A 26,388-nucleotide genomic window follows, 5' to 3' on the forward strand; every position below is an offset into this window, starting at 1 on the left:
ATGCCGCTGACCGCCACCCGCCGCGTCACCCTGGGGCTGATCCTGCTGGCCGGGGTGTGTCTGCTGTTCGGCGACTTCGAGATCAGTACCCACGACCCCTGGCAGGCGCTGGGTCGCCTGTTCATGGGGCTGATCCAGCCCGACTTCTCCCGCGTCGACCTCCTCGGCGAGGCCCTGCTGCGGACCCTGGCCTTCGCCTTCGTCGGCGTGGGGCTCGGCGCGGCGGCGGGCATGCTGCTGGCCCTGTTCTTCGGGCATGTCTGGGTGCGCACCTTCTGCGCCTTCATCCGCGCCATCCATGAGCTGTTCTGGGCGCTGATCTTCCTGCAGAGCTTCGGCCTGCACCCGATCACCGGCGTACTGGCCATCGCCATCCCCTACGCCGGCACCTTCGCCAAGGTCTATGCCGAGATCCTCGACGAGGGCGATCCGCAGCCGGAACGCACCCTGCCGCGGCGCGCCGGGCGGCTCTCGGCGCTGGTCTACGCCCGCATCAGTCAGGCCTGGCCGCACCTGGTCAGCTATACGGCCTACCGGCTCGAGTGCGGCCTGCGCTCCAGCGCAGTGCTCGGCTTCGTCGGCATGCCTACCCTGGGGTTTCACCTCGCGGGCGCCTTCGCCCAGGGCCACTACGGCACGGTGGGCGCGCTGCTGCTGCTGTTCTACGCCCTCATCGCCTCCCTGCGGCTGTGGGTGCGGCCACGGCTGCTGCCCCTCTACCTGCTGGCCTCCCCCTTCCTGCTGGGCACCGGGCTGCCGATCCTGTGGAGCAACGTCTCGCGCTTCTTCACCGAGGACATCGTGCCTGCCCCGCTGCGCCACGGCGAGGGGCTCGACGGCCTGCTGCCCTGGCTGGGCGAGCTGCTCGTCCACCAGGCCCTGCCCGGCATCTGGAATACCCTGCTGCTGACCCAGATCGCCATGGTGCTCACCGGCGCGCTGGCGATGACGCTCTTCCCGCTCGTCTCTCATCATTTCACGGGGCGCCACTTCACCGGCCGGGTGCGCGGCGCCCTCGGGCATGGGGTATTGGTGGTGATGCGCTCCACCCCGGAGTACCTGCTGGCCTTCATCCTGCTGCAGCTGTGGGGACCCTCGATGCTGCCGGCGGTGGTCGCCCTGGCGCTGCACAACGGCGGCATCATCGGCCACCTGGTCGGGCGCCGCAGCAACGAGCTCCACCTGCGCCAGGACGCCCCCGGCGGCATGAACCGCTACGTCTACGAGGTGGCGCCGCGGGTCTACGGCCCCTTCCTGGCGCTGCTCTTCTACCGCTGGGAGATCATCATGCGCGAGACGGCGATACTCGGCATCCTCGGCATCACCACCCTGGGCTTCTACGTCGACAGCGCCATCCAGGAGCTGCGCTTCGACCGCGCCCTGGTGCTCATCGTGATCACCGCCCTGCTCAACATCGGCGTGGATATTCTCGCCCGGCGGCTACGCGCCCGCCTGCGCCTGAGCCACACCGCCCAGAGCGAGCCGTAACCGGCCCGGCGATCCGAGAGACAAACGCCCCTGCCGGCAAGCCGGCAGGGGCGTCTCTCGATGGGACTCGGGACAGGATCAGTCCGGCAGATCGGTCACCGCGCCGGTGGAGGCGGAACTCACCGCCCTGGCGTACTTGGCCAGCACGCCACGGGTGTAGCGCGGCGCGGGCTGCCGCCAGGCGGCGCGGCGACGCATCAGCTCCTCGTTGGAAAGCCCCACCTCGATGGTGTCGGCCTCGGCGTCGATGGTGATCACGTCGCCGTCCTCCACCAGCGCCAGCGGGCCGCCGTCGAAGGCCTCGGGCGAGATATGGCCGACCACGAAGCCGTGGCTGCCACCGGAGAAGCGCCCGTCGGTGATCAGCGCCACGTCGTTGCCGAGCCCCCGGCCCATGATCGCCGAGGTCGGGGTGAGCATCTCGCGCATGCCCGGCCCGCCCTTCGGCCCCTCGTAGCGGATCACCACCACGTCGCCGGCCACCACGCTGCCGTCGTTGATGCGCGCCTGGGCCTCCTCCTCGGAGCCGAAGACCCGTGCCGTGCCCGAGAACCGGGTGCCCTCCTTGCCGGTGATCTTGGCCACCGCCCCTTCCGGCGCCAGGTTGCCGTAGAGGATCCGCAGGTGGCTCTCGGCCTTGAGCGGCGCCTCCAGCGGGGCGATGATCGCCTGCCCCTCGGGATAGGGCGCCACGCCTGCCAGGTTCTCGGCGAGCGTCCGGCCGGTGACCGTCAGGCAGTCGCCGTGCAAGAGGCCGGCGTCGAGCAGCGTCTTCATCAGCGGCTGGATGCCGCCGATCTCGACCAGCTCGCTCATCATGTAGTGGCCGCTGGGGCGCAGGTCGGCGAGCACCGGCACCCGCTTGCCGAGGGTGGTGAAGTCATCGAGGGAGAGCTCGACCCCGATGGTGCTGGCCATGGCGATCAGGTGCAGCACCGCGTTGGTCGACCCCCCCAGGGCGATCACCACGGTGATGGCGTTCTCGAAGGCCTCGCGGGTCATGATGTCCGACGGCTTGATGTCGCGCTCGAGCAGCTCGAGCACCGCGGCCCCGGCGGCTTCGCAGTCGTCGCGTTTCGCCTGCGACACCGCGTTCTGCGCCGAGCTGCCCGGCAGGCTCATGCCCAGCGCCTCGATGGCCGAGGCCATGGTGTTGGCGGTGTACATGCCGCCGCAGGAGCCGGGGCCCGGAATCGCCGTCTCCTCGATCTGCTTCACCTCGATCAGGTCGAGATCGTCGCGGCTATAGGCGCCCATGGCCTCGAACACCGAGACGATATCGGTGTGCCCGGCACCGGGCAGGATGGTGCCGCCGTAGACGAAGACGCTGGGCCGGTTCAGCCGCGCCAGGCCCATCAGGCAACCCGGCATGTTCTTGTCGCAGCCGCCGATCGCCACCAGGCCGTCGAAGCCCTCGCAGCCCGCCACCGTCTCGATGGAATCGGCGATCACCTCCCGCGACACCAGCGAGTACTTCATGCCCTCGGTGCCGTTGGCGATGCCGTCGGAGATGGTGATGGTGTTGAAGATCACCCCCTTGCCCCCGGCCCCGTCGGCACCGGCGCTGGCGCGCTCGGCCAGCTCGTCGATATGGCTGTTGCAGGGGGTGAGGTTGCTCCAGGTCGAGGCGATGCCCACCTGGGGCTTCACGAAATCCTCGTCGGTGAAGCCCACCGCGCGCAGCATGGCACGGCTGGCCGCCTTGCCGGGGCCATCCACCACCGTGGCGGAGTGGCGGCGGCGGGGATCCTTCGGCGTATCGCTCATGGCAGGGCCTCCTCTGGTCGATCGAGATTGACCTTCAGAGGGTGGCTGGCGCAGGCCGGCCTGGCAACCCGCCCGGGGCGACGGCCCCGCCCCTGCTGCCCTGCCGGCGATGGCCTCAGCGGGAATGCACGGCGTCGTGGAAGGCCCGCTCCCTGGCCACCGTCTCGCGGAAGCGCTCGGCCATGCGCGCGAAGCCGGCCTCGTCCAGCCGTGCCGCCTCCTCGTCCAGGCGCCGGCGCAGCCAGGCGACGAAGTCCCGGAAGGCCGGGTTGTCATGCAGGTCGATCCACTCCCCCATCAGCGGGTGCAGACCCTCGACGCGTGTCACGCGCAGGGCCCATTCCAGGTAGAGCCACTCGGTGACCACCAGCACCGCCAGCATCTCGGCGTAGCTGCCGTGCATCCCGGTGTCGTGCAGCAGGCCGCGGAAGTCCCGGGTAGGCGCCAGGTAGTCGGGCGCCAGGCGAACCTGCTCCGGTACCCCGAAGGCATCGAAGGTGCGCTGGAAGGTGCTGTTCTCGTCGCTGGTCAGCATGCCCATGAACTGGCCCAGCACCACGCGGTCGGCCATGCCCGGTGCATGGCCGATGGCATGGCCGATCAGCGCGGTGAAGGGGTCGACGAAGCCGTAGTCCTGCACCATGTAGGCGGCGAAGGCCTCGCCGGAGAGCCGCCCCTCGGCCAGGGCATCGAACAGCGGGTGGGCCACCGTGGCCGTCCAGTCGGGCTCGCTGATCTCACGCAGCCAGTCGGTGAGGCGTGGCGCTTCGCGGCCGGCGGCCCAGGCGTTCCAGGTCGAGCGGGTGGTCATCGGGCGTCTCCTTCGCGTGCCAGGGGGAAGCGGGAAGCCGGCCGGCGCCAGGCGATCAACAGGCTGACCAGGGTCGATGCCAGCAGCGCGCCGAGGAACGGCGGCAGGGTCGGGATGCTGTCCGGGAAGCTGGCCACCAGCACCCCGCCGGCCAGGCTGCCCTGGGCCACCCAGCCGGGCAGGACGGCGCCGAGCATCCCCGCTACCCCGCCGGCCACCGCGGACAGCGGGCTCATGCGCCGCCACAGGCCCAGCAACACCGGCACCACGATGGCGGCACACAGCAGGTCGGCGATCAGGAACAGGCGCAGCACCGAGAGCCCCTGCAGCGCCACCCACACCACCGGCACCATCAGCACCACCGTGGCCAGACGCGCCGCCCCGACGGAGAGCCCGCGCCGGCCGGCGCTGGCCACCGCCAGCGAGGCAATGGCGTTCTGCAGGGTATCCACGCTGGAGGCCACCAGGGTCACCGCCAGCACCAGGGCCGGCAGGCCCAGCCACGCCGGCGCGGCGGACAGCAGCGCGAAGAAGGGAATCGGCGGCTCGCCCAGCGGCAGCCCGCTCATGGCCGCCAGCATGCCCAGGGCCCCGATCGCCAGGATCACCAGCAGGGTGCTGACCCCGCCCAGCAGGGCGCCACGGCCCAGCGCCCGATCGTTCTCGGCCGCCCAGATGCGCTGCCAGTAGCCTTGATGAAAGAGGTTGGCCGCGGTCACCGCGATCACCAGCGTCAGCGCCACGCTCAGGGCACTGCCCATCGGCACCGAGGGCAGCCCCGCCCCCACCGGCATCTCCGGCAACCGCCATACCGCCACCCCACCGACCAGTGCCAGCAGGGCCAGCAGCAGCCATGCCTGCCAGCGGTCGGTGGCCAGGCTGGCGCGCAGCCCCCCCAGCACCGTATAGACCAGGGTGACCACCGCCACGCCGATCACCACCAGCGCCGGTGGCACCTCGGAGAGCAGCGCGGCGATGGCACCGATGGCGGTCAGTTCCGCCGCCAGGAAGCAGGCCATGTAGAGAATCGAGACCAGCGACACCCAACGGCGCACCCCGGGACCGTAGCAGGCCTCGGCAAATTCGCCGATGCTGCGGCCTTCCGGCAGGTGGCGGCGGATCGCCGGTCCGTAGAGCCCCAGCACGAGGAACGGCAGCGATGAGCCGATGGCGTAGCCGGCCAGGGCCACCGGGCCGACAAAGGCGCCGATCTCCGGCGGGGCGAAGAGAATCCAGGCGCCCATGCTCGAGGCCAGGAACGACAGCCCCAGGGTCGAGGCGGTCTGGGAGTTGCGGGCGGTGACATAGTCGTCGAGGGGGCCGCCGGCCCGGCGGGCCCTGAAACCGAGAACGGCAAAACAGAACAGCGCCGCGCCGAGCACGGCAGACGTCAGGTAGGGCATGTCGCGCTTCCTCCGCCGGTGTGAACCGGGTCAGGTTCCAGGGTCGGTGCCATGTGGCGCCCTCTCAGCCCCGCCCCGAGCAACGCGGCGGGACTCCCCTGGCGACAGTGGATGTAAAATCGTGAACGAACCTCAAGTTATGGCCGCAAGGGCCGACATAACGTTCGACCCACTAGAATGACACAACCACACCGGATTTCGAACGTCACCCTCGCAGGAAACCGCGCATGCCGTTTACCGAAGCCAAGGAACACGCCCCCGGGCGCCTGCACGCGATCTTCGCCGATCCCTACTCCGCCTTCGACAACCTCGTCCCCGAACGCCATCTGCACCTGCGCGTGGCCGTCGAGGCGCTGGTCGGCCAGCCCATGGCCGACGACCGGCTGCTCCTGCGCGTGATCCATGGCTGGGTGAACGGCTACTTCGAGCCCACCGACCTCAAGCACAGCGACCACCGGATCGGCTCGCTGGACGACCTGCGCGATGTCGCCACCCGCTATCACCGGGCCTTCGAGGCCCAGGCGCCCCTGCCTCGCGACGACGCCTCGCTGCTGGCCGGACCGCTGGCCGCCGCCATCGCCGCCGCCGAAGCCCGGGGCCAGGCGCTGGACGGCGAGACCCGCACCAGCCCCGCCCGCTGGCCCGCCTTCGAGCGGGGGCTCATGCTCTACACCTTCTTCAAGGTCTACCACCGCCTCACCTACGGCGAGGACGACGCCTACCGCTCCATCCACTGCGAGACGCCCGACGGCCCCCGTGAGATCCACGAATTCCACCTGGAGGAAGGCGAGTTCGCCGTAGTTGCCCCCATCGAGGGCGAGGCCGGCGACAGCGTGCTGCTGCTGCACGAGAGCCAGCTCATGCCAGTGCTGCAGCTCCTGGAGGAGTGTCAAAACCAGTCTGCTTGATTAGCATGTGGGTATAGATAGGTCATGATTACATGGGAGGCTGCTTTGCTGAATATCGATACCCGGATTCGACAAGCAGCGTTCCAGCGCTTGAAAACCATCGCCAACGAGTACGCTGGCGATGTCCCTTGGGAGGCTCTCGCTGAGCCTGTTCCACTCGACACAGATTCATTTTTCCTGGCAAGCCGGGCAATTGGCATCTTCAAGCCCAAGCAGATGCCCAACGGTATCCTGAGCATTAAGACGGTCGTACCGAAGAAGGGGCGCGTGAATATCTATTCGGATGGCACCAGCGACGAGGGAGGCTTCTGGTACTCTCTTGAGTCAGGAGGACTCGCGAAACCAGCGAATCGTCAGCTGGTGATCAGCTACGAACGAAAAGATCCAATCATTTACCTTATGGGAGTCGCGCCTGGCCGATATTTTCCTTTGTGGCCTTGCTATATCGATAGCGTCGACACTGCTCGGGAAATGTGTCACATCAGCATGCATGACCAAATCGGCGTCATGCGAAATGTAGCTGAGCCAACAGCAGCATACCAAGTTGATAACCTTGAGAAACGTTACATCATCCGTGAGGTTAAGGCCCGAGTACACCAAGCGGAATTTCGTGCCAGAGTCATGCAAGCTTACTCCAATCGCTGTGCCATGACGGGGTTGCCCGTACCTCAGTTGCTTGAGGCTGCCCATATCATTCCCGACAACCATCAGGCCAGTACTGTCGAGGTCAGTAACGGGATTTCGCTTACTCGCCTTCACCACCGGGCCTATGATGCCGGCTTGGTCGGTATCGATACAGACTATAGAATCCATCTCAATGGGGAGCTGCTGGCAACCAAAGATGGCCCACTACTTGAAAGCATGAAGCAGCTCAATGGCCAGAAAATCTCACTTCCCCGTAGCCCGGAGCAAAGGCCCAACAGAGAAGCCCTTGAGCTGCGTTACCATCAGTTCCTCATGAAGTAGGGTGCCTCACTTCTCCCTTGGCACCCGGCCCATCAGGTAGAACTCCTCGTTGGGCGGGGTGCCGGCGAGGGTGACCAGGCGGTTGGACATGCCGAAGAAGGCGGCGATGCCGCCGATGTCCCAGATGTCGTCGAGGGTGAAGCCGGCCTCGACGGGATCGCCAGCGAATACCCTCCCAATTCCCAACAACGCCGGTGCGGCCGGACGCTGCTGCCGGGGCTGACCGGTGCCTATGGCTACCTGCACTGACTGGTGGTTGATGGCCGGCGCCGGTGGAGCCGGCTTCGTGCCGATCGTCGCCCATCACGCCGCCATCTTCTCGAAAGTCGCGGGGAGACCTCAGGGGCTCCCCCTTGCCTGACCATTGCCTGCGCTCGCCCATCCAGCGTTAGTCACCGACTGATGGAGGGGCGCCCGCCCGAGCGCTACTTGAACATCCAGCTTGCCACCAGCCGCACCACTCGCGGCATGACCACATACACCACCAACGCCACGATGGTGGCGGCGATGATCCCGTGCCGTAGCCCCCAGGTATCGAGCAGCGGAAAGAGGGAGAACAGCGGCTGCCAGAGCAGCGGCACCACGAGGGTCAGCGGCCAGATGACGCCCGTGGTGACCAGCCACTGCTTCCAGCGTACGGGCTGCTTGCTGGTGGCAGTCGGCGGCGTGAACCAGTAGTCGATGCCGCTGAGGATCTCGACGGCTTCATCCTGCTGCAGGGCGTCGCGGATGTCGTCCATCAGCTCGCGGCGGTCGTCGGACGAGCGCCAGCGCTCGGCCTGGGCCTCGGAGGCGAAGCGCACCGCGATCTCGTAGTCCTGGCCGCCCTCGTGGGGTCTCAGGATATGCACACCCTGGTGACCGGCATAACGAGAGGCGGCCTCGATGATCTGACGCAGCCAGGTCTCGTAACGGTCCTTGGCATCGGGGCGGACCCGGTGATGGATGCGGATGGTGACGCCATCGCCGCCCGACAATGGCGCTGCGGATTGGAGTTCGGTCATGCGATGTCCTTCGCGGTGGGGGAAACCTTGGCGTCTCGCTATGCCTGCCAGGGCAGTGGCGGCGGCATCAGCGGTTCACCGTCGTAGTCGGGGATGCTGCCGAAGCGCGCGCTGCCGACTTCCCAGTCCCGCTGCGCCTCGGCGATCTCGGCCTTGCTGTGGCCGACGAAGTTCCACCAGATCAGGATCTCCTCGTCCAGCGGCTCGCCCCCCACCAGGATGGCCCGGCCACCCGCCGGGAGGGACAGGGTGACGGCCTCGCGCCCGCAACCCAGATAGGCCAGCTCGTTGGGCAGGAAGGTGTCGCCCTCGATGTCCAGTTCGCCCTCCAGGGGCAGCACGCCGTACTCGAAGTCTTCCCGCAGCGTCAGCCGCAGGGGGCTCGCCTCCCGGCTGACGAGATCCAGGCCCACCAGCGGCGAGAAGGCCAGGGTCGGTGCCCGCCGTCCCGCGAATTCGCCGGTCAGCAGGGTGAAGTCCACCCCCGCCTCCTGCCAGCGCGGCAGCTCCGGGTAGTGGTCGAAGCGCGGGTCGGTGCGGCGGTCGGCCTCCGGCAGGGCGATCCACAGTTGGGCGGCATGCAGGTGCGTCTCGCCGGTCACCGACTCCTCGGTATGGCTGATGCCGCGTCCGGCGGTCATCAGGTTGACCTGCCCGGGACGGATCACCTGCTGGTTGCCCAGGCTGTCACGGTGCAGCACTTCGCCCTCGATCATCCAGGTGAAGGTCTGCAGGCCGATATGCGGATGCGGGCCGACGCGCAGCCCACGGGAATCGCCCTTGAAGACGGCCGGTCCGGCATGGTCGAGGAAGCACCAGGCGCCCACCAGGCGACGGTGGCGGGAGGGCAAGACCCGATTGACGGGAATCCCGCCCACATCGGCGGTACGGGGCGCGACATGCTGGACCTGGCGCTTGCCCTCGACGACCGGGCAGTCGCGGGACGAGGCCAGGTCGCGATCATCGACGAGAGTGCTCATGGGGGTATCCTTCCGAAACTGGCGAATGGGGCTCGGCCCTCGAGGGGGCCGCCTTCAGAATAGGCGCCCCCCTGAACCATTGCTCGGGACCGAGCCGACCGCACTTAGCCCTGAGTCTGCTGGTTGTAGCTTTGAATCAGGTTGGCGTAGGCCGGTAGGTGGCCAGCCAGCAGGCCGCCGAAGCCTTCGATGTCGTTGCGCCAGTCACGGTGCAGCTCGCAGCCGACACCGAACCAGGTCATCAGCTGGGCACCGGCCTGGGACATGCGATCCCAGGCGGCCTCCCGGGTGGTCTGGTTGAAGGTACCGGAGGCGTCGGTGACCACGAAGACCTCGTAGCCTTCCTCCAGGGCGGAGAGCACCGGGAAGGCCACGCAGACCTCGGTGACCACGCCAGCGACCAGTAGCTGCTTCTTGCCGGTGGCCTTGATGGCGGCGACGAACTCCTCGTTGTCCCAGGCGTTGATCTGGCCCGGACGGGCGAGGTAGGGCGCCTGGGGGAACATCTCCTTGAGTTCCGGCACGATGGGGCCGTTGGGGCCGGTCTCGAAGCTGGTGGTGAGGATGGTGGGGATATCGAAGAACTTGGCGATATCTGCCAGTGCCAGCACGTTGTTCTTGAAGTCGTCCGGACTGTAGTCGCGCACCAGGGACAGCAGGCCGGCCTGGTGGTCGACCATCAACAGGGCCACGTCATCCTTGTCCAGGCGGTTGTAGGTAAAGGACATGGTGGTACTCCTTTCGTCAGGTTGGAATGGCCCGGCAGCACGGCTGCCGGGCAAGCACGCCAGCGGAAATCCCCCCGCTAGTCGTTCAGGGCGCCGTACTTCCCGCGTTGGAAGTCGGCGAAGGCTTGGTGGATCTCCTCCACTCTGTTCATCACGAAGGGCCCGTGGCCGACGACCGGCTCCTCGATGGGCTCGCCGCTCAGCAGCAGCAACTTGGCGTCGTTGTTGGCCTCCAGGTGCAGCTCCTCGCCGCGACGCTCGAAGCTCACCACGGCCTCGTCGCGCACGATGGTCTCGCCATTGACCTGGACGGTGCCCCCCAGCACCACCAACAGGGTGGTGTGGTCCTCCGGCACCGGCAGGGTGGCATGCCTGCCAGAGGCCAACCGCACGTCCCACATGTTGATCGGCGTGAAGGTACTGGCCGGTCCCTCATGTCCAAGGTAGCTACCTGCCACCACCCGTACCCGGCCGGCCTCGTCGTCCAGCGGCACGCTGGGAATGTCGGCATCGAGCAGCGTCTGGTAGGCTGCCGGGGTATCCTTGTCGCGAGCGGGCAGGTTGACCCAGAGCTGCACCATTTCCAGCTTGCCACCGCGCTCCGTGAAGGCCCGGGAGTGGTACTCCTCGTGGATGATGCCGGCACCGGCGGTCATCCACTGCACGTCCCCCTCGCCGATCTTGCCGCCGCTGCCGGTGGAATCGCGGTGCTCCAGCTCCCCTTCGTAGACCAGGGTCACGGTCTCGAAGCCGCGGTGGGGGTGCTGCCCCACGCCGCGAGGCCGCTTGGCCGGCTTGAAGGTGTAGGGACCGGCGTGATCCAGCATCAGGAAGGGGCTGATGTGCTCGGCCCCCATGCGCTCATAGGTGAACAGGGAACGCACGGGAAAGCCGTCACCGACCCAGTGACCGCGGGGGGCGCCGTATACCGCTTGGATCTTCTTCATCGTCGGGCTCCTGAGTGTTGTAGGGAGGCCGGTAGCCTCGATGACAAGAAGCCTATTAAATGAACGACGAACCCACTAGACGGCACATCCGGCACAGACCGTTGCATTAATAGGACAATAGAATGCAGGACCTCAATGACCTCTATTACTTCGTGCAGGTAGTGGATCACGGGGGGTTCGCACCGGCCGGTCGCGCCCTGGGGATCCCCAAGTCGAAGCTGAGTCGTCGCATCGGCCAGCTGGAGGAGCGCCTGGAAACTCGGCTGGTGAATCGCTCGACGCGCCATTTTTCGGTGACCGAGATCGGCCAGGCCTATTACCGGCATTGCGTGGCGATGCTGGTGGAGGCGGAAGCGGCTGATGAACTGATCCAGCTTAATCGCGCCGAGCCCCGGGGCGTGATACGACTGAGCTGTTCGCCGAGCGTGCTGCATTACCTGATCACCCCCCTGCTGGTCCGCTTCATGGCCCGGTACCCCAAGGTCGATATCCAGGTGGAGGCCACCAGTCGCCGGGTGGACGTGGTCAAGGAAGGCTTCGACATGGCGATCCGGATCCGTTTCCCGCCCCTGGAAGACAGCGACCTGACCATGAAGATCCTGTCGCGCAGCCCCCAGCGGCTAGTGGCGGCCCCCGGCCTGTTCGAGGACCACTCGCTGCCCCGCACGCCCGCCGACCTGTGCCAGCTACCCAGCCTGGATTTCGACCAGCCCGACAAGCAGCATCGCTGGGATCTGGTCGGCCCCGACGGGGTCACCGCCCAGATCCCTCATCGCCCCCGCCTGGTGACGGACAGCGCCGAAACGCTGCATGAGGCGGCCCTGGCCGGGATGGGCGTGGTCAAGCTGGCCCTACTGGTCGCCGGGCGCGACCTCCAGGCCGGCCGGTTGGTCGATGTGCTGCCGGGCTGGGTGCCACGCGGCGGGATCCTGCATGCCGTCTTCCCCTCCCGGCGCTGCCTGCTGCCTTCGGTCCGGGCCCTGCTGGACTTCCTCGCCGAGGAAATCGCGGAGGAAGACGTCGCGACCCGGGACGTCATCCTGGCGACCGAACGGACCAGCGCCTCCCTGGATGACTGACCGCCCGGGAAGAACGGGCGACCGTGGCCTACAGGCACCCGCAGGCCTCGTCGAAGGCGAAGCGCTCGCCCCGGGGGAAGAGCGCCGAGGCATCCCCGAACCCCAGGTTGCACAGGAAGTTGCTCTTCACCCTGCCGTCCGGCCAGAACTCCTGGTCGACGAGGCGATGGTCGAAACCGGACATGGGCCCCACGTCCAGCCCCAGGGCACGAGCCGCCAGGATGAAGTAACCGCCCTGGATGGAGCTGTTCCGGAAGGCCGTGACATCGGCGAACGCCGGGTCCTCCTCGAAGATCGCCTTGGCCCCGGGGCTGTGGGCGAACGTCCGCGGCAGGTGCTCATAGAAGGCGGTATCGTAGCCCAGCACCGCGACCACCGGCGCCGTCATGGCCTTCTCCACGTTACCGGGCAACAGCGCCGGCTTGAGGCGTTGCTTGGCCGCCGGACTCCTGAGAAAGAGAATCCTCAACGGCTGACAGTTCATGGAAGTGGGACAGTGCTGCATGAGGTGATAGAGCTCGCGAAGCGTCTCCTCGCGGATGTCCAAGTCGTACCAGACATTGTGGGTACGGGCTTCCGTGAAGAGCGTTTCGACGGCTCGGGCATCGATGGCAGCCATGAGATGACTCCTTGACTGGGGCGCTCGACGCAGCGGGCGCCCTTGACTCGACTGGCGGCAGGGTCCTGCCCCACCGCCTCGCATGAGGCCGGACCCCGCCGCCGGCGACGCCATGGCCGGGCGGGGGGATCCGGCGCCGGCTACTCCATGGTCGGCATGACGTAGTCGGCGCCGGCCCGGATGCCGGTGGGCCAGCGGGAGGTGATGGTCTTCAGGCGGGTATAGAAGCGCACGCCTTCGGGGCCATGCAGATGGTGATCGCCGAACAGCGAGTTGCGCCAGCCACCGAAGCTATGGAAGGCCATCGGCACGGGAATGGGTACGTTGACGCCTACCATGCCCACCTCGATCCGGTGGGCGAAGCGCCGGGCCGCATCACCATCGCGAGTGAAGATGGCCGTCCCGTTGGCATACTCATGGGCATTGATCAGGTCGAGCGCCTCTTCCCAGCTGTCGACGCGCACGATGCCCAGCACGGGGCCGAAGATCTCTTCCCGGTAGATGCGCATCTGGGGGGTGACATGGTCGAACAGACTCCCCCCGAGGAAGAAGCCTTCCTCATGTCCGGGCGAGGCGATGGCGACGTCGCGCCCATCGACCACCAGCCCGGCCCCCTCCTCCACGCCGATGCCGATGTAGGAGGCCACCTTGTCCCGGTGCGCCGCGGTGATCAACGGTCCCATCTCGGCGGTCTCGTCGCTGCTGGGCCCCACCTTGAGGGTGCGAACGCGAGGCGCCAGGCGCTCGACCAGGGCATCGGCGACCTCGTCCCCCACGACCACCGCCACCGAGATCGCCATGCAACGCTCGCCGGCCGAGCCGTAGGCGGCGCCCATCAGTGCATCCGCCGCCTTGTCCAGGTCGGCGTCGGGCATGACGACCATGTGGTTCTTGGCGCCACCCAGGGCCTGCACTCGCTTGCCGTTGGCACAGCCGGTGGCATAGACGTAGCGGGCGATCGGCGTGGAGCCGACGAAGCTCACCGCCTGGACGTCGGGATGCGCGAGGAGCGCATCCACCGCCTCCTTGTCGCCGTTGATGACATTGAAGACGCCATCGGGCAGCCCCGCCCGCTCCAGCAGCTCCGCCAGGAAGAGAGCGGCCGACGGATCGCGCTCCGAAGGCTTGAGCACGAAGGTGTTGCCGCACACCAGGGCGACGGGGAACATCCACAGCGACACCATGGCGGGGAAGTTGAACGGCGTGATACCGGCAACGACTCCCAGGGGCTGGCGCAGCGAGAGGGAGTCGATGTCCGTGCCGATGTTCTCGGTGACCTCCCCCTTGAGCAGATGAGGCCCCCCGCAGGCGAACTCCACCACCTCGATCCCTCGCCGCACCTCGCCCATGGCATCCGAATGCACCTTGCCATGCTCCATGGAGATGATGCGGGCGAGCTCATCGGCATGCTCGTCCAGCAGCGCCTTGAAGCGGCTCATGACCCGGGCACGGCGCAAGGGGGTCATGGCGGACCAGGACGGGAAGGCACGCTTCGCCGCGGCGACGGCCTGGGCCACCTCGGCTTCATCGGCCAGGGGCAGGCGTGCCGTCACCTGGCCGGTCGCCGGATCGTACACATCGTGAAAGCGATTCCCCTGGCCGGCGAGCCTTTCGCCGTCAACAAAGTGATGCAAGGTATTATTCATATTCACCTCGAAGTAGTGTTTAGATCTCAGAAAGCCCCGAGAAAACTGGCTTAACATCCACCAACTTTCCCCGCGAATTGCTACGCAATTGACAGGGCCAACGAACCAGAAAACCATCAGGCTCTAGAAGTGCCACTCGGCATTGAAGGTGACGGCATCAACATCGACGCCTGGCTTGCCGTGGTTTCCGAATTTGTTCCTCCATAACTCATACCCGACACCTACCCATAGGTTATTGCTGCTTCCCCAGGCGAGCTCACCTGCATCGAGCATGAGCGAGGTACGGGAAAGTTGCTCCGGCTTCGTCGCCACACCAAAGTAATCTCCCCCCTTTTCGGTATTGTAATTAAAAAAACCCTGAAATTTCATCGAAAGGCTTCCGGCTTCGAAAGGAACTCCCCATGCCAGGCTGAACTGATAGTAGGGATCAAAATCGATGCTGTCCTGGTTACCTTCGAGGCGACAGATATCGAGGCCACAGTGATTCCATTCACGAGCTAGCAAGACACTCAGATCGACAAACCCTCTTGGCAGATCGAACTTGAGCGTTGGCCCCAATAACAGCATCCGTTTACGGGATGCAAAGCTACTGTTCTTGTGACTCAGGTCGAATCCAGCCGTCAAGGCCACATCCCTGACGGGGCCGAAACTCAACGGCTCTCCGAACAGCTTTCCGTAATGCAATTGATGACGATAGACCGAGTAAACATTAATGGCCCCGGAACCACCACCGTTGATTGCATCATTCCGGTCAGACTGAATGAAATCCACATTGAAGTAATTGGATCCGTACTTATAGCCACTGACATGGGAAAACTGCACGATATGCTGTTCAATCTCTTCCTCGATGCCAGGCTCGTGAAACTGAGTGCCATATCGGTAGCCGAGGAAGGTGTCACTCCAGCTTGCGGCTTGCGCTTCGGCCAGCATCATGCTGCCAAGCATGGCGACAGAGAGCCAAAACATATGTTTTTTATTCATTATGTATCACTTTTAATTTGAAGTGTTGTCGTTGTTAGTCGCGCATCGGGTCATCCGGCCGCCCCATCCATGGGAGCGACGCCAGGTTGTTTAAACCACCTCAACGCTACCGTCGGAATAGTTCACCCGGATCTGGATCGAGCCTTCATTCATCAGCCAGGGGCGAACGGTGAAGTTGCGTGCCCCGCTGCGATGCATCGGGTCGGCGCCGGCGATGTCACGGGCCTCATCCAGAGAATCCGCCCGAATGACGACCATCCCTTCGCCATGCCATGACTGGCCATCTTCCGAGAACACGGGTCCCGCGGAAAACATGATGCCTCGCCTTTCCAGCTCTACCTGATAGGCGAGATGCTCCTCGAGGTTCTCCAGAATCTTGTCCATGTCCCCCGCGGAGGTGGTCGAGACGACATACATCTGCTTGGCGAGAAAGCCCTTCTCCTTGCAGACACCGACGATGAAATCCTTGGTCAGGGTATCGTTACTCATGATCGACTCCGATTCTTGTAATGGTCGATAATCAGCGAGCCAGCACCAGGCTCAGCCAGGGAAATGCCGCCAGAATCAGCAGCACGCACAACATGCAAAGGACGAAGGGGATCACGCCCACGAAGACTTCCTTCAGGGCCACGCTCTGATCATCCAGCGAGGCCTTGACCGTATAGACGGACAACCCGAAGGGTGGGGTGATCAAGCCGATCTCCACGGCCACCACGGTGATGATGCCGAACCAGGTCGGGTCCATCCCGAAGCTAGCGGAGATGGGCAGCGCGATGGGCACCATGATCAACAGGATGGAGACCGAGTCGAGCACGCAGCCGAGGAGCAGGATGACCAGCAGGTACATGAGGACGAACCCGACCGCCCCCAGCCCGGAGCCGATCATCAGGTGGGTGATCTGCTCGGGCACGCCGCTCATCGCCAGCATCCTGCTGTAGAGACTCGCGGCGATGATGAGAAAGAGAACGGAGACAGAGACATGCCCGGTTTCCACCAGCACCTTCCAGAACCTGCTCGGCGTCAACTTCCCCCGCAGCAGCGTCATGATGAAGGCACCCAGGGCCCCCACGGCACCGGCCTCCATCGGCGTGAAGAGGCCCGAGTAGATGCCGCCCAGCACCAGGACGATCAGGGCCAGGATGGGGACGCCCTTCTTGAGCAGGGACGCTAGGGTTTCCGCCCTTTCCTCATCGGGGTGCTGCTGCAGACTGTCGGCATTGCCCACGAAGTCGGGGAAGTACCTCGCCAGCACCACGATCAGCAGGCAGAAGCAGCCCGCGAGCAGCAACCCCGGAATGACCCCCGCGATGAAGAGCCGGCCGATCGACTCCTCGGCGAGCACCCCGTAGATGATCAGCAGCAGGCTGGGGGGAATCAGCATCCCGAGCACCGAACTGGCGGCGACGACGCCCACCGAGAAGCGGCTGGTATGCCCGTGGCGCATCATCTCGGGTACGGCGATCTTGCTGAAGACGGCGGCGGAGGCGATGCTGACGCCGGTGATGGCGGCGAAGGCGGCATTCGAACCGACGGTGGCCATGCCGAGCCCTCCCCGGATCTTCCTCAGCAACCAGCCGGCCACATCGAAGGTGTCCCGCCCGACGCCACAGACCGAGACGAAGAGCCCCATCAACACGAAGAGCGGGACCACGCCATAGAGGCTGTCCTGGATCGCGTCATTGGCGGCGGAAGCCACCATCCGCAGGGCGAGGGACGGGTCCAGCATCAGCCAGAGACTGACGAAGGAGATCAGTATCAGGGCGATGGCGATGTGAACGCCCAGATAGATGGCAATCAGCATCGAGGCGATCGCTATCAGCCCAATGATCATGGCGGACATGGCTCAGCCCCCCTTCCGTTCTTTGTAGTGGTCGCTTGCGGAAGCCAGGTCCTGCAGCGCATCGATGAGGTACTGGATTCCGGTGGCACTGCCACCGATCAGGATGACGGTCTTCACCGGCCAGGTGGGCACGGTGAGCAGGCCCTGGACGCCGATGTACTCATTGGCGTGCCATGCCTGCGCCCATAGCGGGTAGGTGCCGTAGACGATCAGGGCACTGGCCAGGATGCCGCCCAGGCTGAACACGGCACTCAGGACATGTCCCGCCACGGGGGACGTCGTGATGAACTTCTCGATGAAGATATCCGCCTTCGCCATGCGTCGATGCCTCAACGTGCTGGCCATCTGCAGGAAGACGATCGCCACGATGGACAGCGACATCAGCTCCGTGACGCCATAGATGGGTTGATTGAGCAGAGACCTGGACGCCACGTCCGCGCACACCAGGACCATCATCGCGAATATCAGCAGCGACCCCACGGCATTGAGCCCATCGACGACACGGCCGAACCATTCATTCATCATTCTTGTATTGCTCATTTTCCGACCTCCTTTCACTCTCTCGGCGCCTCGGTGGCATCGAGCGCAGCCAAGTTCATTGGAGACGACATGAATGCAAGGGGCTCGATGAAGGCGTTTCCGCCGGCGACACCCGAAGAAGTCGCGTCGTCGATGAACGTCCCTGTGCGAGATCCATCGATACCCATTCCCGGGCAGCCTCTTCACCGAGGTTTCCACCACTAGATTTCCTGGTCCCAGGCACGCATGGGCTCGATGCCCCGCTTGCGTATCGCGTCCATATAGGCCTGGAGGACTTCCCCGGCAGGCAGACCTTTGGCGCGATTGTCCTCGACCCATTCCTTCGCCAGGTTCGGCAGGTTATCGATCCACTCCCGGGTCTGCTCGTCCGACCAGGTGAGGATGGTGACCTCGGGGTTCTCCTCCATCGCCGCCATTCCCTCGTCGTAGATGCCCATCGCCCCTGTCCCGACGTTCTCGGAGTAGACACCCCCGGCCTCCAGCAGGATCTTCTGGATCTCGGCAGGCAGACCCTCGAAGGTATCCTTGTTGATGGCCAGCCCACCGAAATAGGTGGACCCCAGGTTCACCTTCGTCAGGTAAGGCGCCACCTCGTGGAGCTTGATGCTGAAGGCACCGGACGGCAGCACCAGGCTGCCATTGGAGACGCCCGTCTGAACCTGCATGTAGAAATCGGGCAAGGCCCCTTGCACCCCCACGGCGCCCGTCCCGCGCAGCCAGGAAGACAGCACCCCCGCCGCCGAGATCTTCTGGCCCTGCAGGTCATCCAGGGAGTCGAGGGGGAAGGCCGTGAAGATCTGGAAGGGATCGCTGGCGGTTGCGCCGAGGAAGACCGTGTTATTGCCTTCCCATTCGGCCTTCAACGCCGGCACGGAGCGATTCAGCTCGTTGAAGACATCCATCATGATCGCCGGGTCATCCGTAACGCCCGGCGTATAGGCCGTGACCTGCGTCAAGGGCTGTCGGGAACCCTCCAGGGTGCTGAACACCCAGCCGATATCCACGATGCCCTGCGACACCGAACTGAGGGTCGCGTTGGCCTTGTACAGCTTGCCCCCGTAGGACTCCTGCCAGTTGATCCGGTAGCCCAGATCCAGCTCGGCGATTCGGCGGTCGACCTCGGGGATGAAGTGATCGGAAATGGCGCCCACCCATGGCAGGGATTCCGGATGGCTGGCCCCGACCCTGAGATTGATCGTCTCCATGGCCTGGGCGGATTCTTCGCCGCAGCCGGAGAGTACCAGGGGGAGTGCCAGGGCAAGGGGGGAAATCAGCTTGAGGTTCATCGTCTGACTCCTGAACTTGTTGTGTATTGTTGGAGTGTCGAGCGGAGGGGGACGGGGCTGTTGTCGTCGAGGGTTATCGCCCACGCCCCTTTCTCGTCCTGGTCAGGCTGCGAGCGGGTTCACCGTCACTCATGACCGAGGAAGTCCTCGATCGCCATGTCGGGTCCCCATTGGTAGAGGGTGTTGCTTCCTCCCTCCACGTAGCCGGTTCGCGACTCGCGGTTGTAAAGGTCGCCGTCGGTGAAGTGCTCGACGATGTTGCCCGAGGTGTCGTACCAGTAGTCGAACACCTGACTGCCGAGCAGGTGTCGGCCTACCCCCCAGAAGGGCGTCCATGCCCGCTGCGTCAACCACTGGTTGCCGAGATACTGGGAGTCCACATCCTGAACCTCGAACGAGGAGTGATGGACGTGATCTCTGGGGGCACCGAAGAGGGCGACGGTGTGATGGTCCGTCCAGTCATCGCCGCGGTCGATCCGCAGGAAGACGGCATGCGGGTTATCCCGCTGTTCTTCGACCACCATGTCGGACGGCAACATGCCCAGGACGGTCGTATACCACTGGAGGTTCTCGTGGAGATCCTGGACGCCCAAGGCGATATGCCCGAGCCGGAGGATCTGGGCGGGGCCCGGTTCTGGTCGTTGCGTATCACCGAACCGCTGCTTGCTGTCGGCGGTGTTGTAGGTCAGGGCGGGTCGCATCGGCAGCGGCGCCACTGTCGAGATGCCATGGACGATATCGACCTGACGGCCGGCGGGGTCGTGGAGTATCACCCGCTCCCCGCCGCCTGGCCTGTCGAGCGCCTGCACCTCGGAGGCGCCCTCCAGGGCGGCGGCTTTCAGCAGGTCGTCGCGACTCTCGACCTCGAAGGCAATGCTGCCGAAGGATGGCGTCTCGGCACGCTCGGCGATATAGATGTAGGGGGCCGAGCAGGCGCCCCGGAAGAACACCCGATCGTCGTCCCTGGACGCCACCACCATGCCGAAGTCGCCGAGGAAGGCTTCGAGCGCTTCCAGGTCGGCGTGGCGATACACCACATGATGGATATCTTTGACCCTAAGCATATTCGCTCCATTTCTTCGCTGTTATCGTTATTCACCGATAGGAGGTACTGCCAAGGAAACACGGATTCTTGTCTTGCTTCCCGCCGCGGAGGAGCGACTCCCCTTCGGCCCATGTCCTGATCTATCTCCCTGGATTCCGCTCTCCCTTCCCTCCACGGCTTCGAAATCGCTGGTGTGCGGTCAGAGGATTATCTGGACACCGGGTTTATCAGGGTCCCCAGCCCCTCGACTTCGACGCTGCAGACATCGCCTTCCTGCATGTAGAGCGGCGGGGTCCTGGCGAAACCGACGCCGGCGGGCGTGCCAGTGACCAGCACGTCGCCGGGCTCCAGGGTCAGCACTTCACTGATGATGGAGATCAGGTCTGCCACATCGAAGATCAGGTCATCGGTATTGGCCTGCTGGACGACCTCCCCGTTGAGCAGGGTCCTGAGCTGCAGACCCTTCCCACCCAGTGGCAACTCCTCGGCGGTGACGAAGGCGGGACCGAAGGCGCCCGTGGCATCGAAGTTCTTGCCCATGGTCCATTGGGGTGACTTGAACTGGTAATCCCGCACTGAGGCATCGTTGAAGATCGAATAGCCGGCGACATGATCCAGCGCTCGGACCCGCGATATGTTGCGCCCACCGGTGCCGATGATGACGGCCATCTCGCCTTCGTAGTCGAGCTGCTCTGAGCCTGCAGGACGGATGATCGGCGCATTGTGGCCGATCAAGCTGGACGCGAAGCGCGTGAAGACCGTCGGGTAATCGGGCTGGTCATAGGGGCTCTCCTTGGTATGATCGGCATAGTTAAGTCCCACGCAGATGATCTTCGCGGGTCGCGGCAAAGGGGGCAGAAAACGGATCGACTCGCCCTCGAGGGAGCGGCCCCCACCGAGCCGTCGATGCGCCTTCTGCAGCGTCGCTTCGCCCTCTTTCAGCAACTGCGCAAGGTCCCCTGGATAGCCGGCGTCGTTCACTGTCAGCCCTCGCAGCCCCTCCTGCTCCTCGATCGCCAGGCCCTGATGCCCATCCTGTTCGAAGGTCACGAATCGCATGTCTTCCTCCTGCTGGTTGGATTTGTTTTAACTACGGTACGGTACTGTACCGTACCTGACTGGATCAAAGATCGCCCACGGACTCCTCGCTGTCAAACGATTTCTCGATCGGGATGCCCTACCTTCGTCGAAGGCGGCACCTGCAGGGCGGCCACATCAGCGGGAAGCGCCGGGCTGGGCCTCGAGCCCGTGCTCGAGCCATGATGCCTACCTCAAGCCCCTGACCCGTCATCGACCGACGCGGCTGGGCCGTCGGTTTGCTATCCGACGGCCCCGGGTAGTATGGTACTTCCAGGTATCTTTTCCGTATCGCCGAGGGAACGCATGGCACGCCCATCACAAGCGAAGAAGCGTGAAGCCATTCTCGATGCCGCAACCGAGCTCTTCCTGGAAAGCGGTTACTCACGCGTCAGCGTCGACGCCATCGTCGCCAAGGTGGGGGGATCGAAGCGCACCATCTATGCCTACTTCGGCGACAAGGATGGGCTCTTCTCGGCGCTGATTTCCCACCTGTGTCAGAAGATCGTCACCCCCATGGTGTCGCTCGATCTCATCGGGTTGGCGCCGGATCGGGCACTGCGCAAGATGGCCGACGCCTTCTTCGACGTGCTGCTGGCCCCGAACACCCTGGAGCTCCATCGACTGGTGGTGGCCGAGAGCCCGCATTTCCCGGACGCGGGCCGGGCCTTCTTCTCCGCCGCCCCCTCCATCTCGTACCGCTGCCTCTCGGACTACTTCGCCTGGGCCGAGAACGAGGGCCTGATCAAGTCGGGCAGTCCCTACAACCGTGCGCGGCTGTTCCTCGACTCCCTCACCGGGGATATCCAGCTGCGCTGCCTGTTGGGCCTCGTCGATGAGCCGGACAAGGAGAAACTGCGGGCGCTGTCCGACGAGGCGATCGACATCTTCCTCGATGGCATCGGCTACCGAAGGGCCAGCCTCCCTTGAGGCGTCATGACCGGCGCCCGGCCTCGTGACGCTTGCACGAGAGCCAGCTCATGCCGGTGCTGCAGCTACTGGAGGAATGTCAGACTATCTCCCACTACTGACTGCACGGGGTTTGTATTCAGCCGGCCACGTAAACGAGACCTACTTCTCCCGCGGCACCCGCCCCATCAGGTAGAACTCCTCGTTGGGCGGCGTGCCGGCGAGGGTGACCAGGCGGTTGGACATGCCGAAGAAGGCGGCGATGGCGCCGATGTCCCAGATGTCGTCGAGGGTGAAGCCGGCCTCGAGCAGGCGGGCCTGCCACGCGTCGGTGAGCTCGCCCACCTCCAGGCCCGTGTGGAAGGCGAAGTCGAGCATCACCCGGTGGCGCTCGCTCAGGTCGGCGACGCGGTGGTTGACGGCGACCTGGTCGGCGAGCAGCGGGTCCTTGCTGTAGATGCGCACCAGGGCGCCGTGGGCGACCACGCAGTAGAGGCAGCGGTTGCGGGCACTGGTGGCCACCACGATCATCTCCTTCTCGGCCTTGGTCAGGGTGTCGGACTCGCGCTCCATCAGGGCGTCGTGGTAGGCGAAGAAGGCGCGGAACTCGGCCGGGCGATGGGCCAGCATCAGGAAGACATTGGGCACGAAGCCGGCCTTCTCCTGCACCGCCAGCATGGCGTCACGGATGTCGGCGGGCAGGTCGTGGATCGACTCGGGAACGGGAAAGCGGCTGATGGGGGCGGACATGGCGGCTCCTGGGTGACGTCGTAGTCGGATAGGTGAACGCGATACCTCCAGTTAACGTCAACGTCATCTTGTTGTCCATGCCCGCGTCGGACTGCCGGCGCTCAGGCACCGAAGGCCAGGTGGCGCGTCACGATGCGGTTGCGTTCCCGGTCCTTGGCCTCGTACATCGCCTGGTCCGCCTGGACATAGAGCGCCTGGGTATCCGGAACCCTGTCGAAATCCTCGCAGGCGACCAGCCCGAAGGACGCCGTGACCACGCCATGCCCGGAGCCGGCGTGGGGAATCCCCAGCCCCTCGATGGCCTCGCGGAACTGCTCCAGGGCCTGGAGGCCGGCCACCAGGGTGTCGGCCTCGAGCATCAGGCCGAACTCCTCCCCGCCCAGCCGGAACAGCCGATCGCCGGCGCGCCGAAAATGTCTCTCGAGCAGCGCCGCGACCCTCACCAGCACCTCGTCGCCCGCCTGGTGGCCATAGGTGTCGTTGTAGGCCTTGAAGGCATCGATATCCATCACCGCGAACAGCAGCGGCCGGCCGAGGCGACGGCGACGCTGCAGCTCGTCGTCGACCAGGGCATGGAACTGGCGGCGGTTGAGCAGTCCGGTGAGCGGGTCGGTGCGCGACAGGGCGACGAGCTGCCGGTTGGCCGCCTCGAGATCACTGGTGCGCGCCCGGACCTGCTCCTCCAGCTGCTGGTTGAGGGTCCGCTGCATCTCGTGAGTGGCGCGCTCGGCCGCGAGCTTCTCGTTCTTGAGCCGATTGATCTTCCAGGCCAGCCCCAGGGCCAGCAGCAGGAACTCGAGCCCCGAGCCCGCCTGGACGGCATACTCGGTGACGGCGTTGTAGGGCAGCACCCCGGCCACCCGCAGGAAGTAGAGCGAGACGCCGACCAGCAGCACGCTCCACGCCACCAGGAAGATCCTGGCCAGGACGTCCCCCCGCCAGCTCAGCCAGGCGGCCACGCCGAGCAGCAGCGTGGAGAGCACGATGGCCGCGGGAATCATCAGGCGAAAGATAGGTGCATAGTGCCCCAGCAACGCCGGCAAGGCGCTCACCAGGCAGACGCCAGCCACCCCGTACAGTGCCCGGGCCACTCCCGGCGCCTGCCGCTGCAGGCTGAGATAGTGGCTGCTGAAGATGGCCTGCGTGACGGCGAACAGGCCAATGTTCAGCGGGACCATCTGGTTGTTGAACGTCGGCAGGGTCGGCCACCAGTACTGGAAGGCAAAGCCCCGTGCGGCAAACATCAGCACGAAGAAGGTGCCGAGATAGATCACGTACAGCAGCAGGGAGCGCTCGCGGGTGGCGACGTAGAGCAGCAGGTTGTAGATGAGCAGCGCCAGCAGCGCCCCGAAGTAGAGGCTGAAGGCCATCAGCTCCCGCTGGGTCTTGGCCAGGAAGCTGGCATCGTCCATCAGGTAGAGCGGCGTGGCATCGAAGAGCCCGTCGTGGGTGTCCAGCCGCAGGATCACGCGGCGCGTCTCGCCGGGCGGCAGCGCGATCGGCAGCACGAAGGTACGGTGCGCCACCGGGCGCGAGTCGAAGTCGCGGCGATTGCCGGTCTGCCACGCCTGGACCACCTCCCCGCGCTCGTCGACCAGCCAGGCATCGAGATAGTCGTGCAGCGGCATGGCCAGCTCCAGCAGCCGGCGCTCGGGCGCCGCGGAGGCATTCGCCAGGTCGACCTCAAGCCACCAGGCCGACGACGAGAAGCTGAAGTTGAGGGTGTCCTGGTCGGAGGCCCGCCAGGGCAGCCGGTCGCGGCGGGCGAGCAGCGACGCGATGTCGAGCTCGCGATCGGGGTCCTCGAGCACCGCCACCCGCGGCCCGAGGTTGAGCTCGCCCGGCATCCCGGTGACCTCGATGGCGGCCTGGGCCGGCAGCGCCAGCAGGCAGAGCAGGGCCAAAGCCCAGCACAGCCGGCGGGCCACCGACGAGAACGGCGAAGTGTGACGAGTCAAATGAGCTCCGGCATCGTATCCATACGATAACGGGACTCTACCAGCTTTCCCGACCGGCCAGGCAGGCATCGTCAACGCAAGGCGGCCCCGCCTCTCGCGAGACGGGGCCGCGTTTCACGCTCCTGGCGGTATCAGTGCAGCGAGATGGTGCTGTTGATGCCGCTGGAGACGTTCTCGGGCTCGAACCAGCGCGCGGTGACGGTCTTGGTCTGGGTCCAGAACTGGATCGCCTGCTTGCCGTTGGGGCCCAGGTCGCCGAGCTTGGAGCCCCGCGAGCCGGTGAAGCTGAAGTAGGCCACCGGCACCGGGATCGGCACGTTGATGCCGACCTGGCCGACGTCGATGTCGGTCTCGAAGCGGCGCGCCACCCAGCCGGAGTTGGTGAAGATCGAGGTGCCGTTGCCATTGGGGTTGGCATTGATGAATTCGATCGCCTCGTCCAGGGTGTCGACGCTGACCACGCAGAGCACCGGGCCGAAGATCTCCTCGCGGTAGATGGTCATCTCCGCGGTCACGTCGGCGAAGACGGTGGGGCCGACGAAGTTGCCGTGGGGGTAGCCGGCCACCTCGTAGCCGCGACCGTCGACCAGCAGCCTGGCGCCCTCCTGCTCGCCGGCGTCGATCAGGCGGATCACGCGCTCACGCGCCGCCGGGGAGACCAGCGGGCCCAGGTCGGCATCCTTCTGGATACCGGGTCCCACCTTCAGGTTGCGGGCGCCGTCGACGATGTCGTCAAGCCAGGCCCGGGCCTCGCCCACCAGCACCACCACGGAGTTGGCCATGCAGCGCTGGCCGGCGGCGCCGAAGGCGGAGCCCAGCAGGTTGTTGATGGCCTGGCTGCGGTTGGCGTCGGGCATCACCACGCAGTGGTTCTTGGCCCCCATCATCGACTGCATGCGCTTGCCGGCCTCGGCGGCGCGGCGATAGAGCTGCGTGCCCACATGGGTGGAGCCGATAAAGGAGAGCGCCTTGATGTCCGGGTGGTCGGCGATCTGGTTGGCCACGTCCGGGCCGCCGTGCACCACGTTGAGCACGCCGGCCGGGACACCCGCCTCGTGGGCCAGCTCGACCAGGCGCATGGTGGAGCTCGGATCCTGCTCGGAGGGCTTGAGCACGAAGGTGTTGCCGGTGGCGATGGCCAGCGGGAACATGAAGCAGGGCAGCATGATCGGGAAGTTGAAGGCGGTGATGCCGGCGCCCACGCCCAGCGGCTGGTTCAGGGTGTAGACGTCGACTTCATTGGCGGCATTCTCGGCCAGCTCGCCGAGCTGCAGCGAGGTGATCGAGCAGGCGTGCTCGACGACTTCCAGGCCACGCCCCACCTCGCCGGCGGCGTCGGGCAGGGTCTTGCCGTGCTCCTCGGTGATCAGCGCGGCGAGCTCCTCGGTGTGCTCACGAATCAGCGCCTGGAACTTGAGCATGATGCGCTGGCGCTTGGCCAGGGGGGTCTTGCGCCACTCCTTGAAGGCGGCCTTGGCGCTGGCCACGGCACGGTCGACTTCCTCGGCGCTGCAGAACGGCACCCGGGCGACCACGTCCTGGGTGGCCGGGTTGACCACGTCGCGCCACTCCTGGCTCTGGGACGGGACGGCCTGGCCGTCGATATACATGGGGATCTCGCGGATAGGCATGGGGGTGCTCCTCTGTGATTGGGTG

Annotated in this window: 24 protein-coding genes and 1 pseudogene; 5 read left to right on the top strand and 20 right to left on the bottom strand. The window is 65.5% G+C overall.

The genetic code is table 11. The annotated features are described in order from the left end of the window. Positions 1–1,488, top strand: coding sequence for a PhnE/PtxC family ABC transporter permease (locus QLQ85_RS00680; RefSeq protein WP_282737260.1), 1,488 nt, complete (start codon positions 1–3; stop codon positions 1,486–1,488). Positions 1,489–1,566: 78 nt separating this feature from the next. Here QLQ85_RS00680 and ilvD read toward each other — a convergent pair whose 3' ends face one another. The 3 genes from ilvD to QLQ85_RS00695 all read right to left on the bottom strand — a co-directional run bounded on the left by ilvD (position 1,567) and on the right by QLQ85_RS00695 (position 5,469). After that, positions 1,567–3,255: a dihydroxy-acid dehydratase gene (ilvD, locus tag QLQ85_RS00685; RefSeq protein ID WP_282737261.1), complete on the bottom strand. Its 1,689-nt coding sequence runs from the start codon at positions 3,253–3,255 to the stop codon at positions 1,567–1,569. 115 nt (positions 3,256–3,370) lie between these two features. Then, a complete protein-coding gene (locus QLQ85_RS00690; RefSeq protein WP_282737262.1) occupies positions 3,371–4,066 on the bottom strand; it encodes a TenA family protein in 696 nt (231 codons plus the stop codon). After that, complete coding sequence (locus QLQ85_RS00695) at positions 4,063–5,469, bottom strand: sodium:solute symporter family transporter (RefSeq protein ID WP_282737263.1); 1,407 nt, start codon at positions 5,467–5,469, stop codon at positions 4,063–4,065. Before QLQ85_RS00695 ends, QLQ85_RS00690 begins: the two co-directional genes overlap by 4 nt. A 227-nt stretch (positions 5,470–5,696) precedes the next feature. Here QLQ85_RS00695 and QLQ85_RS00700 point away from each other — a divergent pair, with 227 nt between their 5' ends. Beyond that, complete coding sequence (locus QLQ85_RS00700) at positions 5,697–6,377, top strand: hypothetical protein (protein ID WP_282737264.1); 681 nt, start codon at positions 5,697–5,699, stop codon at positions 6,375–6,377. Positions 6,378–6,401: 24 nt separating this feature from the next. Continuing rightward, the gene (locus QLQ85_RS00705; RefSeq protein ID WP_282737265.1) at positions 6,402–7,343 is read left to right on the top strand and encodes an HNH endonuclease; all 942 of its coding nucleotides are present in this window, start codon (positions 6,402–6,404) and stop codon (positions 7,341–7,343) included. Between the two features lie 6 nt (positions 7,344–7,349). On the opposite strand, the pseudogene QLQ85_RS22840 reads toward QLQ85_RS00705, so the two are convergent. The 5 genes and pseudogenes from QLQ85_RS22840 to QLQ85_RS00730 all read right to left on the bottom strand — a co-directional run. Continuing rightward, a pseudogene (locus QLQ85_RS22840) lies at positions 7,350–7,493 on the bottom strand (peroxidase-related enzyme); the annotation flags it as partial. A gap of 275 nt (positions 7,494–7,768) precedes the next feature. Then, positions 7,769–8,347: an antibiotic biosynthesis monooxygenase gene (locus QLQ85_RS00715; RefSeq protein WP_102627182.1), complete on the bottom strand. Its 579-nt coding sequence runs from the start codon at positions 8,345–8,347 to the stop codon at positions 7,769–7,771. A 38-nt stretch (positions 8,348–8,385) separates the two neighbouring features. Beyond that, positions 8,386–9,327, bottom strand: coding sequence for a pirin family protein (locus tag QLQ85_RS00720; RefSeq protein WP_282737267.1), 942 nt, complete (start codon positions 9,325–9,327; stop codon positions 8,386–8,388). A 104-nt stretch (positions 9,328–9,431) separates the two neighbouring features. Further along, a complete protein-coding gene (gene ycaC / locus QLQ85_RS00725; RefSeq protein ID WP_240567032.1) occupies positions 9,432–10,055 on the bottom strand; it encodes an isochorismate family cysteine hydrolase YcaC in 624 nt (207 codons plus the stop codon). A 77-nt stretch (positions 10,056–10,132) separates the two neighbouring features. After that, positions 10,133–11,002 (bottom strand): pirin family protein, encoded by an 870-nt coding sequence (locus tag QLQ85_RS00730; RefSeq protein ID WP_282737268.1) that lies wholly within the window; start codon positions 11,000–11,002, stop codon positions 10,133–10,135. A 122-nt stretch (positions 11,003–11,124) separates the two neighbouring features. On the opposite strand from QLQ85_RS00730, the gene QLQ85_RS00735 reads away from it, so the two are divergent. Continuing rightward, entirely contained in the window at positions 11,125–12,081 is a 957-nt protein-coding gene (locus QLQ85_RS00735) for a LysR substrate-binding domain-containing protein (RefSeq protein ID WP_282720287.1), read from the top strand. 28 nt (positions 12,082–12,109) lie between these two features. Here QLQ85_RS00735 and QLQ85_RS00740 read toward each other — a convergent pair whose 3' ends face one another. The 9 genes from QLQ85_RS00740 to QLQ85_RS00780 all read right to left on the bottom strand — a co-directional run bounded on the left by QLQ85_RS00740 (position 12,110) and on the right by QLQ85_RS00780 (position 21,097). Then, positions 12,110–12,700 carry a malonic semialdehyde reductase gene (locus QLQ85_RS00740; RefSeq protein ID WP_282737269.1) on the bottom strand — a complete coding sequence of 197 codons (591 nt, stop codon included), beginning with the start codon at positions 12,698–12,700 and terminating at the stop codon, positions 12,110–12,112. Between the two features lie 140 nt (positions 12,701–12,840). Beyond that, a complete protein-coding gene (locus tag QLQ85_RS00745) occupies positions 12,841–14,346 on the bottom strand; it encodes a CoA-acylating methylmalonate-semialdehyde dehydrogenase (protein WP_282737270.1) in 1,506 nt (501 codons plus the stop codon). A 123-nt stretch (positions 14,347–14,469) separates the two neighbouring features. Beyond that, the gene (locus tag QLQ85_RS00750) at positions 14,470–15,327 is read right to left on the bottom strand and encodes a hypothetical protein (RefSeq protein WP_282737271.1); all 858 of its coding nucleotides are present in this window, start codon (positions 15,325–15,327) and stop codon (positions 14,470–14,472) included. 90 nt (positions 15,328–15,417) lie between these two features. Then, positions 15,418–15,816: a YciI family protein gene (locus QLQ85_RS00755; protein ID WP_282737272.1), complete on the bottom strand. Its 399-nt coding sequence runs from the start codon at positions 15,814–15,816 to the stop codon at positions 15,418–15,420. A 31-nt stretch (positions 15,817–15,847) separates the two neighbouring features. After that, positions 15,848–17,167, bottom strand: coding sequence for a TRAP transporter large permease (locus QLQ85_RS00760; RefSeq protein ID WP_282737273.1), 1,320 nt, complete (start codon positions 17,165–17,167; stop codon positions 15,848–15,850). Positions 17,168–17,170: 3 nt separating this feature from the next. Beyond that, the gene (locus tag QLQ85_RS00765) at positions 17,171–17,707 is read right to left on the bottom strand and encodes a TRAP transporter small permease subunit (protein WP_282737274.1); all 537 of its coding nucleotides are present in this window, start codon (positions 17,705–17,707) and stop codon (positions 17,171–17,173) included. A 200-nt stretch (positions 17,708–17,907) separates the two neighbouring features. Beyond that, entirely contained in the window at positions 17,908–18,993 is a 1,086-nt protein-coding gene (locus tag QLQ85_RS00770) for a C4-dicarboxylate TRAP transporter substrate-binding protein (protein ID WP_282737275.1), read from the bottom strand. 125 nt (positions 18,994–19,118) lie between these two features. After that, on the bottom strand, positions 19,119–20,057 hold the full coding sequence (locus QLQ85_RS00775; protein ID WP_282737276.1) for a 2,4,5-trihydroxytoluene oxygenase: 939 nt from the start codon (positions 20,055–20,057) through the stop codon (positions 19,119–19,121). A gap of 188 nt (positions 20,058–20,245) precedes the next feature. Further along, a complete protein-coding gene (locus tag QLQ85_RS00780) occupies positions 20,246–21,097 on the bottom strand; it encodes a fumarylacetoacetate hydrolase family protein (protein WP_282737277.1) in 852 nt (283 codons plus the stop codon). A 324-nt stretch (positions 21,098–21,421) separates the two neighbouring features. Here QLQ85_RS00780 and QLQ85_RS00785 point away from each other — a divergent pair, with 324 nt between their 5' ends. Further along, positions 21,422–22,045: a TetR/AcrR family transcriptional regulator gene (locus tag QLQ85_RS00785; RefSeq protein ID WP_282737278.1), complete on the top strand. Its 624-nt coding sequence runs from the start codon at positions 21,422–21,424 to the stop codon at positions 22,043–22,045. A 141-nt stretch (positions 22,046–22,186) separates the two neighbouring features. Here QLQ85_RS00785 and QLQ85_RS00790 read toward each other — a convergent pair whose 3' ends face one another. From QLQ85_RS00790 to QLQ85_RS00800, 3 genes are all read right to left on the bottom strand, one after another. Continuing rightward, on the bottom strand, positions 22,187–22,774 hold the full coding sequence (locus QLQ85_RS00790) for a peroxidase-related enzyme (protein ID WP_282737279.1): 588 nt from the start codon (positions 22,772–22,774) through the stop codon (positions 22,187–22,189). Positions 22,775–22,875: 101 nt separating this feature from the next. Then, a complete protein-coding gene (locus tag QLQ85_RS00795) occupies positions 22,876–24,732 on the bottom strand; it encodes a diguanylate cyclase (protein WP_282737280.1) in 1,857 nt (618 codons plus the stop codon). Positions 24,733–24,863: 131 nt separating this feature from the next. After that, positions 24,864–26,363: a CoA-acylating methylmalonate-semialdehyde dehydrogenase gene (locus QLQ85_RS00800; RefSeq protein WP_282720300.1), complete on the bottom strand. Its 1,500-nt coding sequence runs from the start codon at positions 26,361–26,363 to the stop codon at positions 24,864–24,866. Positions 26,364–26,388 lie beyond the last annotated feature (25 nt).

Origin of the sequence: Halomonas kalidii, assembly GCF_030010475.1 — a bacterium.
Taxonomy (GTDB): domain Bacteria; phylum Pseudomonadota; class Gammaproteobacteria; order Pseudomonadales; family Halomonadaceae; genus Halomonas; species Halomonas heilongjiangensis.

Coding starts and splice junctions, on each gene's coding strand:
- QLQ85_RS00780 (WP_282737277.1), bottom strand. CDS start 21,097: ATGCGATTCGTGACCTTCGAACAGGATGGGCATCAGGGCCTGGCGATC.
- QLQ85_RS00715 (WP_102627182.1), bottom strand. CDS start 8,347: ATGACCGAACTCCAATCCGCAGCGCCATTGTCGGGCGGCGATGGCGTC.
- QLQ85_RS00745 (WP_282737270.1), bottom strand. CDS start 14,346: ATGAATAATACCTTGCATCACTTTGTTGACGGCGAAAGGCTCGCCGGC.
- QLQ85_RS00765 (WP_282737274.1), bottom strand. CDS start 17,707: ATGAGCAATACAAGAATGATGAATGAATGGTTCGGCCGTGTCGTCGAT.
- QLQ85_RS00785 (WP_282737278.1), top strand. CDS start 21,422: ATGGCACGCCCATCACAAGCGAAGAAGCGTGAAGCCATTCTCGATGCC.
- QLQ85_RS00775 (WP_282737276.1), bottom strand. CDS start 20,057: ATGCTTAGGGTCAAAGATATCCATCATGTGGTGTATCGCCACGCCGAC.
- QLQ85_RS00770 (WP_282737275.1), bottom strand. CDS start 18,993: ATGAACCTCAAGCTGATTTCCCCCCTTGCCCTGGCACTCCCCCTGGTA.
- ilvD (WP_282737261.1), bottom strand. CDS start 3,255: ATGAGCGATACGCCGAAGGATCCCCGCCGCCGCCACTCCGCCACGGTG.
- ycaC (WP_240567032.1), bottom strand. CDS start 10,055: ATGTCCTTTACCTACAACCGCCTGGACAAGGATGACGTGGCCCTGTTG.
- QLQ85_RS00790 (WP_282737279.1), bottom strand. CDS start 22,774: ATGTCCGCCCCCATCAGCCGCTTTCCCGTTCCCGAGTCGATCCACGAC.
- QLQ85_RS00680 (WP_282737260.1), top strand. CDS start 1: ATGCCGCTGACCGCCACCCGCCGCGTCACCCTGGGGCTGATCCTGCTG.
- QLQ85_RS00705 (WP_282737265.1), top strand. CDS start 6,402: ATGATTACATGGGAGGCTGCTTTGCTGAATATCGATACCCGGATTCGA.
- QLQ85_RS00730 (WP_282737268.1), bottom strand. CDS start 11,002: ATGAAGAAGATCCAAGCGGTATACGGCGCCCCCCGCGGTCACTGGGTC.
- QLQ85_RS00740 (WP_282737269.1), bottom strand. CDS start 12,700: ATGGCTGCCATCGATGCCCGAGCCGTCGAAACGCTCTTCACGGAAGCC.
- QLQ85_RS00760 (WP_282737273.1), bottom strand. CDS start 17,167: ATGTCCGCCATGATCATTGGGCTGATAGCGATCGCCTCGATGCTGATT.
- QLQ85_RS00695 (WP_282737263.1), bottom strand. CDS start 5,469: ATGCCCTACCTGACGTCTGCCGTGCTCGGCGCGGCGCTGTTCTGTTTT.
- QLQ85_RS00755 (WP_282737272.1), bottom strand. CDS start 15,816: ATGAGTAACGATACCCTGACCAAGGATTTCATCGTCGGTGTCTGCAAG.
- QLQ85_RS00735 (WP_282720287.1), top strand. CDS start 11,125: ATGCAGGACCTCAATGACCTCTATTACTTCGTGCAGGTAGTGGATCAC.
- QLQ85_RS00800 (WP_282720300.1), bottom strand. CDS start 26,363: ATGCCTATCCGCGAGATCCCCATGTATATCGACGGCCAGGCCGTCCCG.
- QLQ85_RS00720 (WP_282737267.1), bottom strand. CDS start 9,327: ATGAGCACTCTCGTCGATGATCGCGACCTGGCCTCGTCCCGCGACTGC.
- QLQ85_RS00690 (WP_282737262.1), bottom strand. CDS start 4,066: ATGACCACCCGCTCGACCTGGAACGCCTGGGCCGCCGGCCGCGAAGCG.
- QLQ85_RS00750 (WP_282737271.1), bottom strand. CDS start 15,327: ATGAATAAAAAACATATGTTTTGGCTCTCTGTCGCCATGCTTGGCAGC.
- QLQ85_RS00700 (WP_282737264.1), top strand. CDS start 5,697: ATGCCGTTTACCGAAGCCAAGGAACACGCCCCCGGGCGCCTGCACGCG.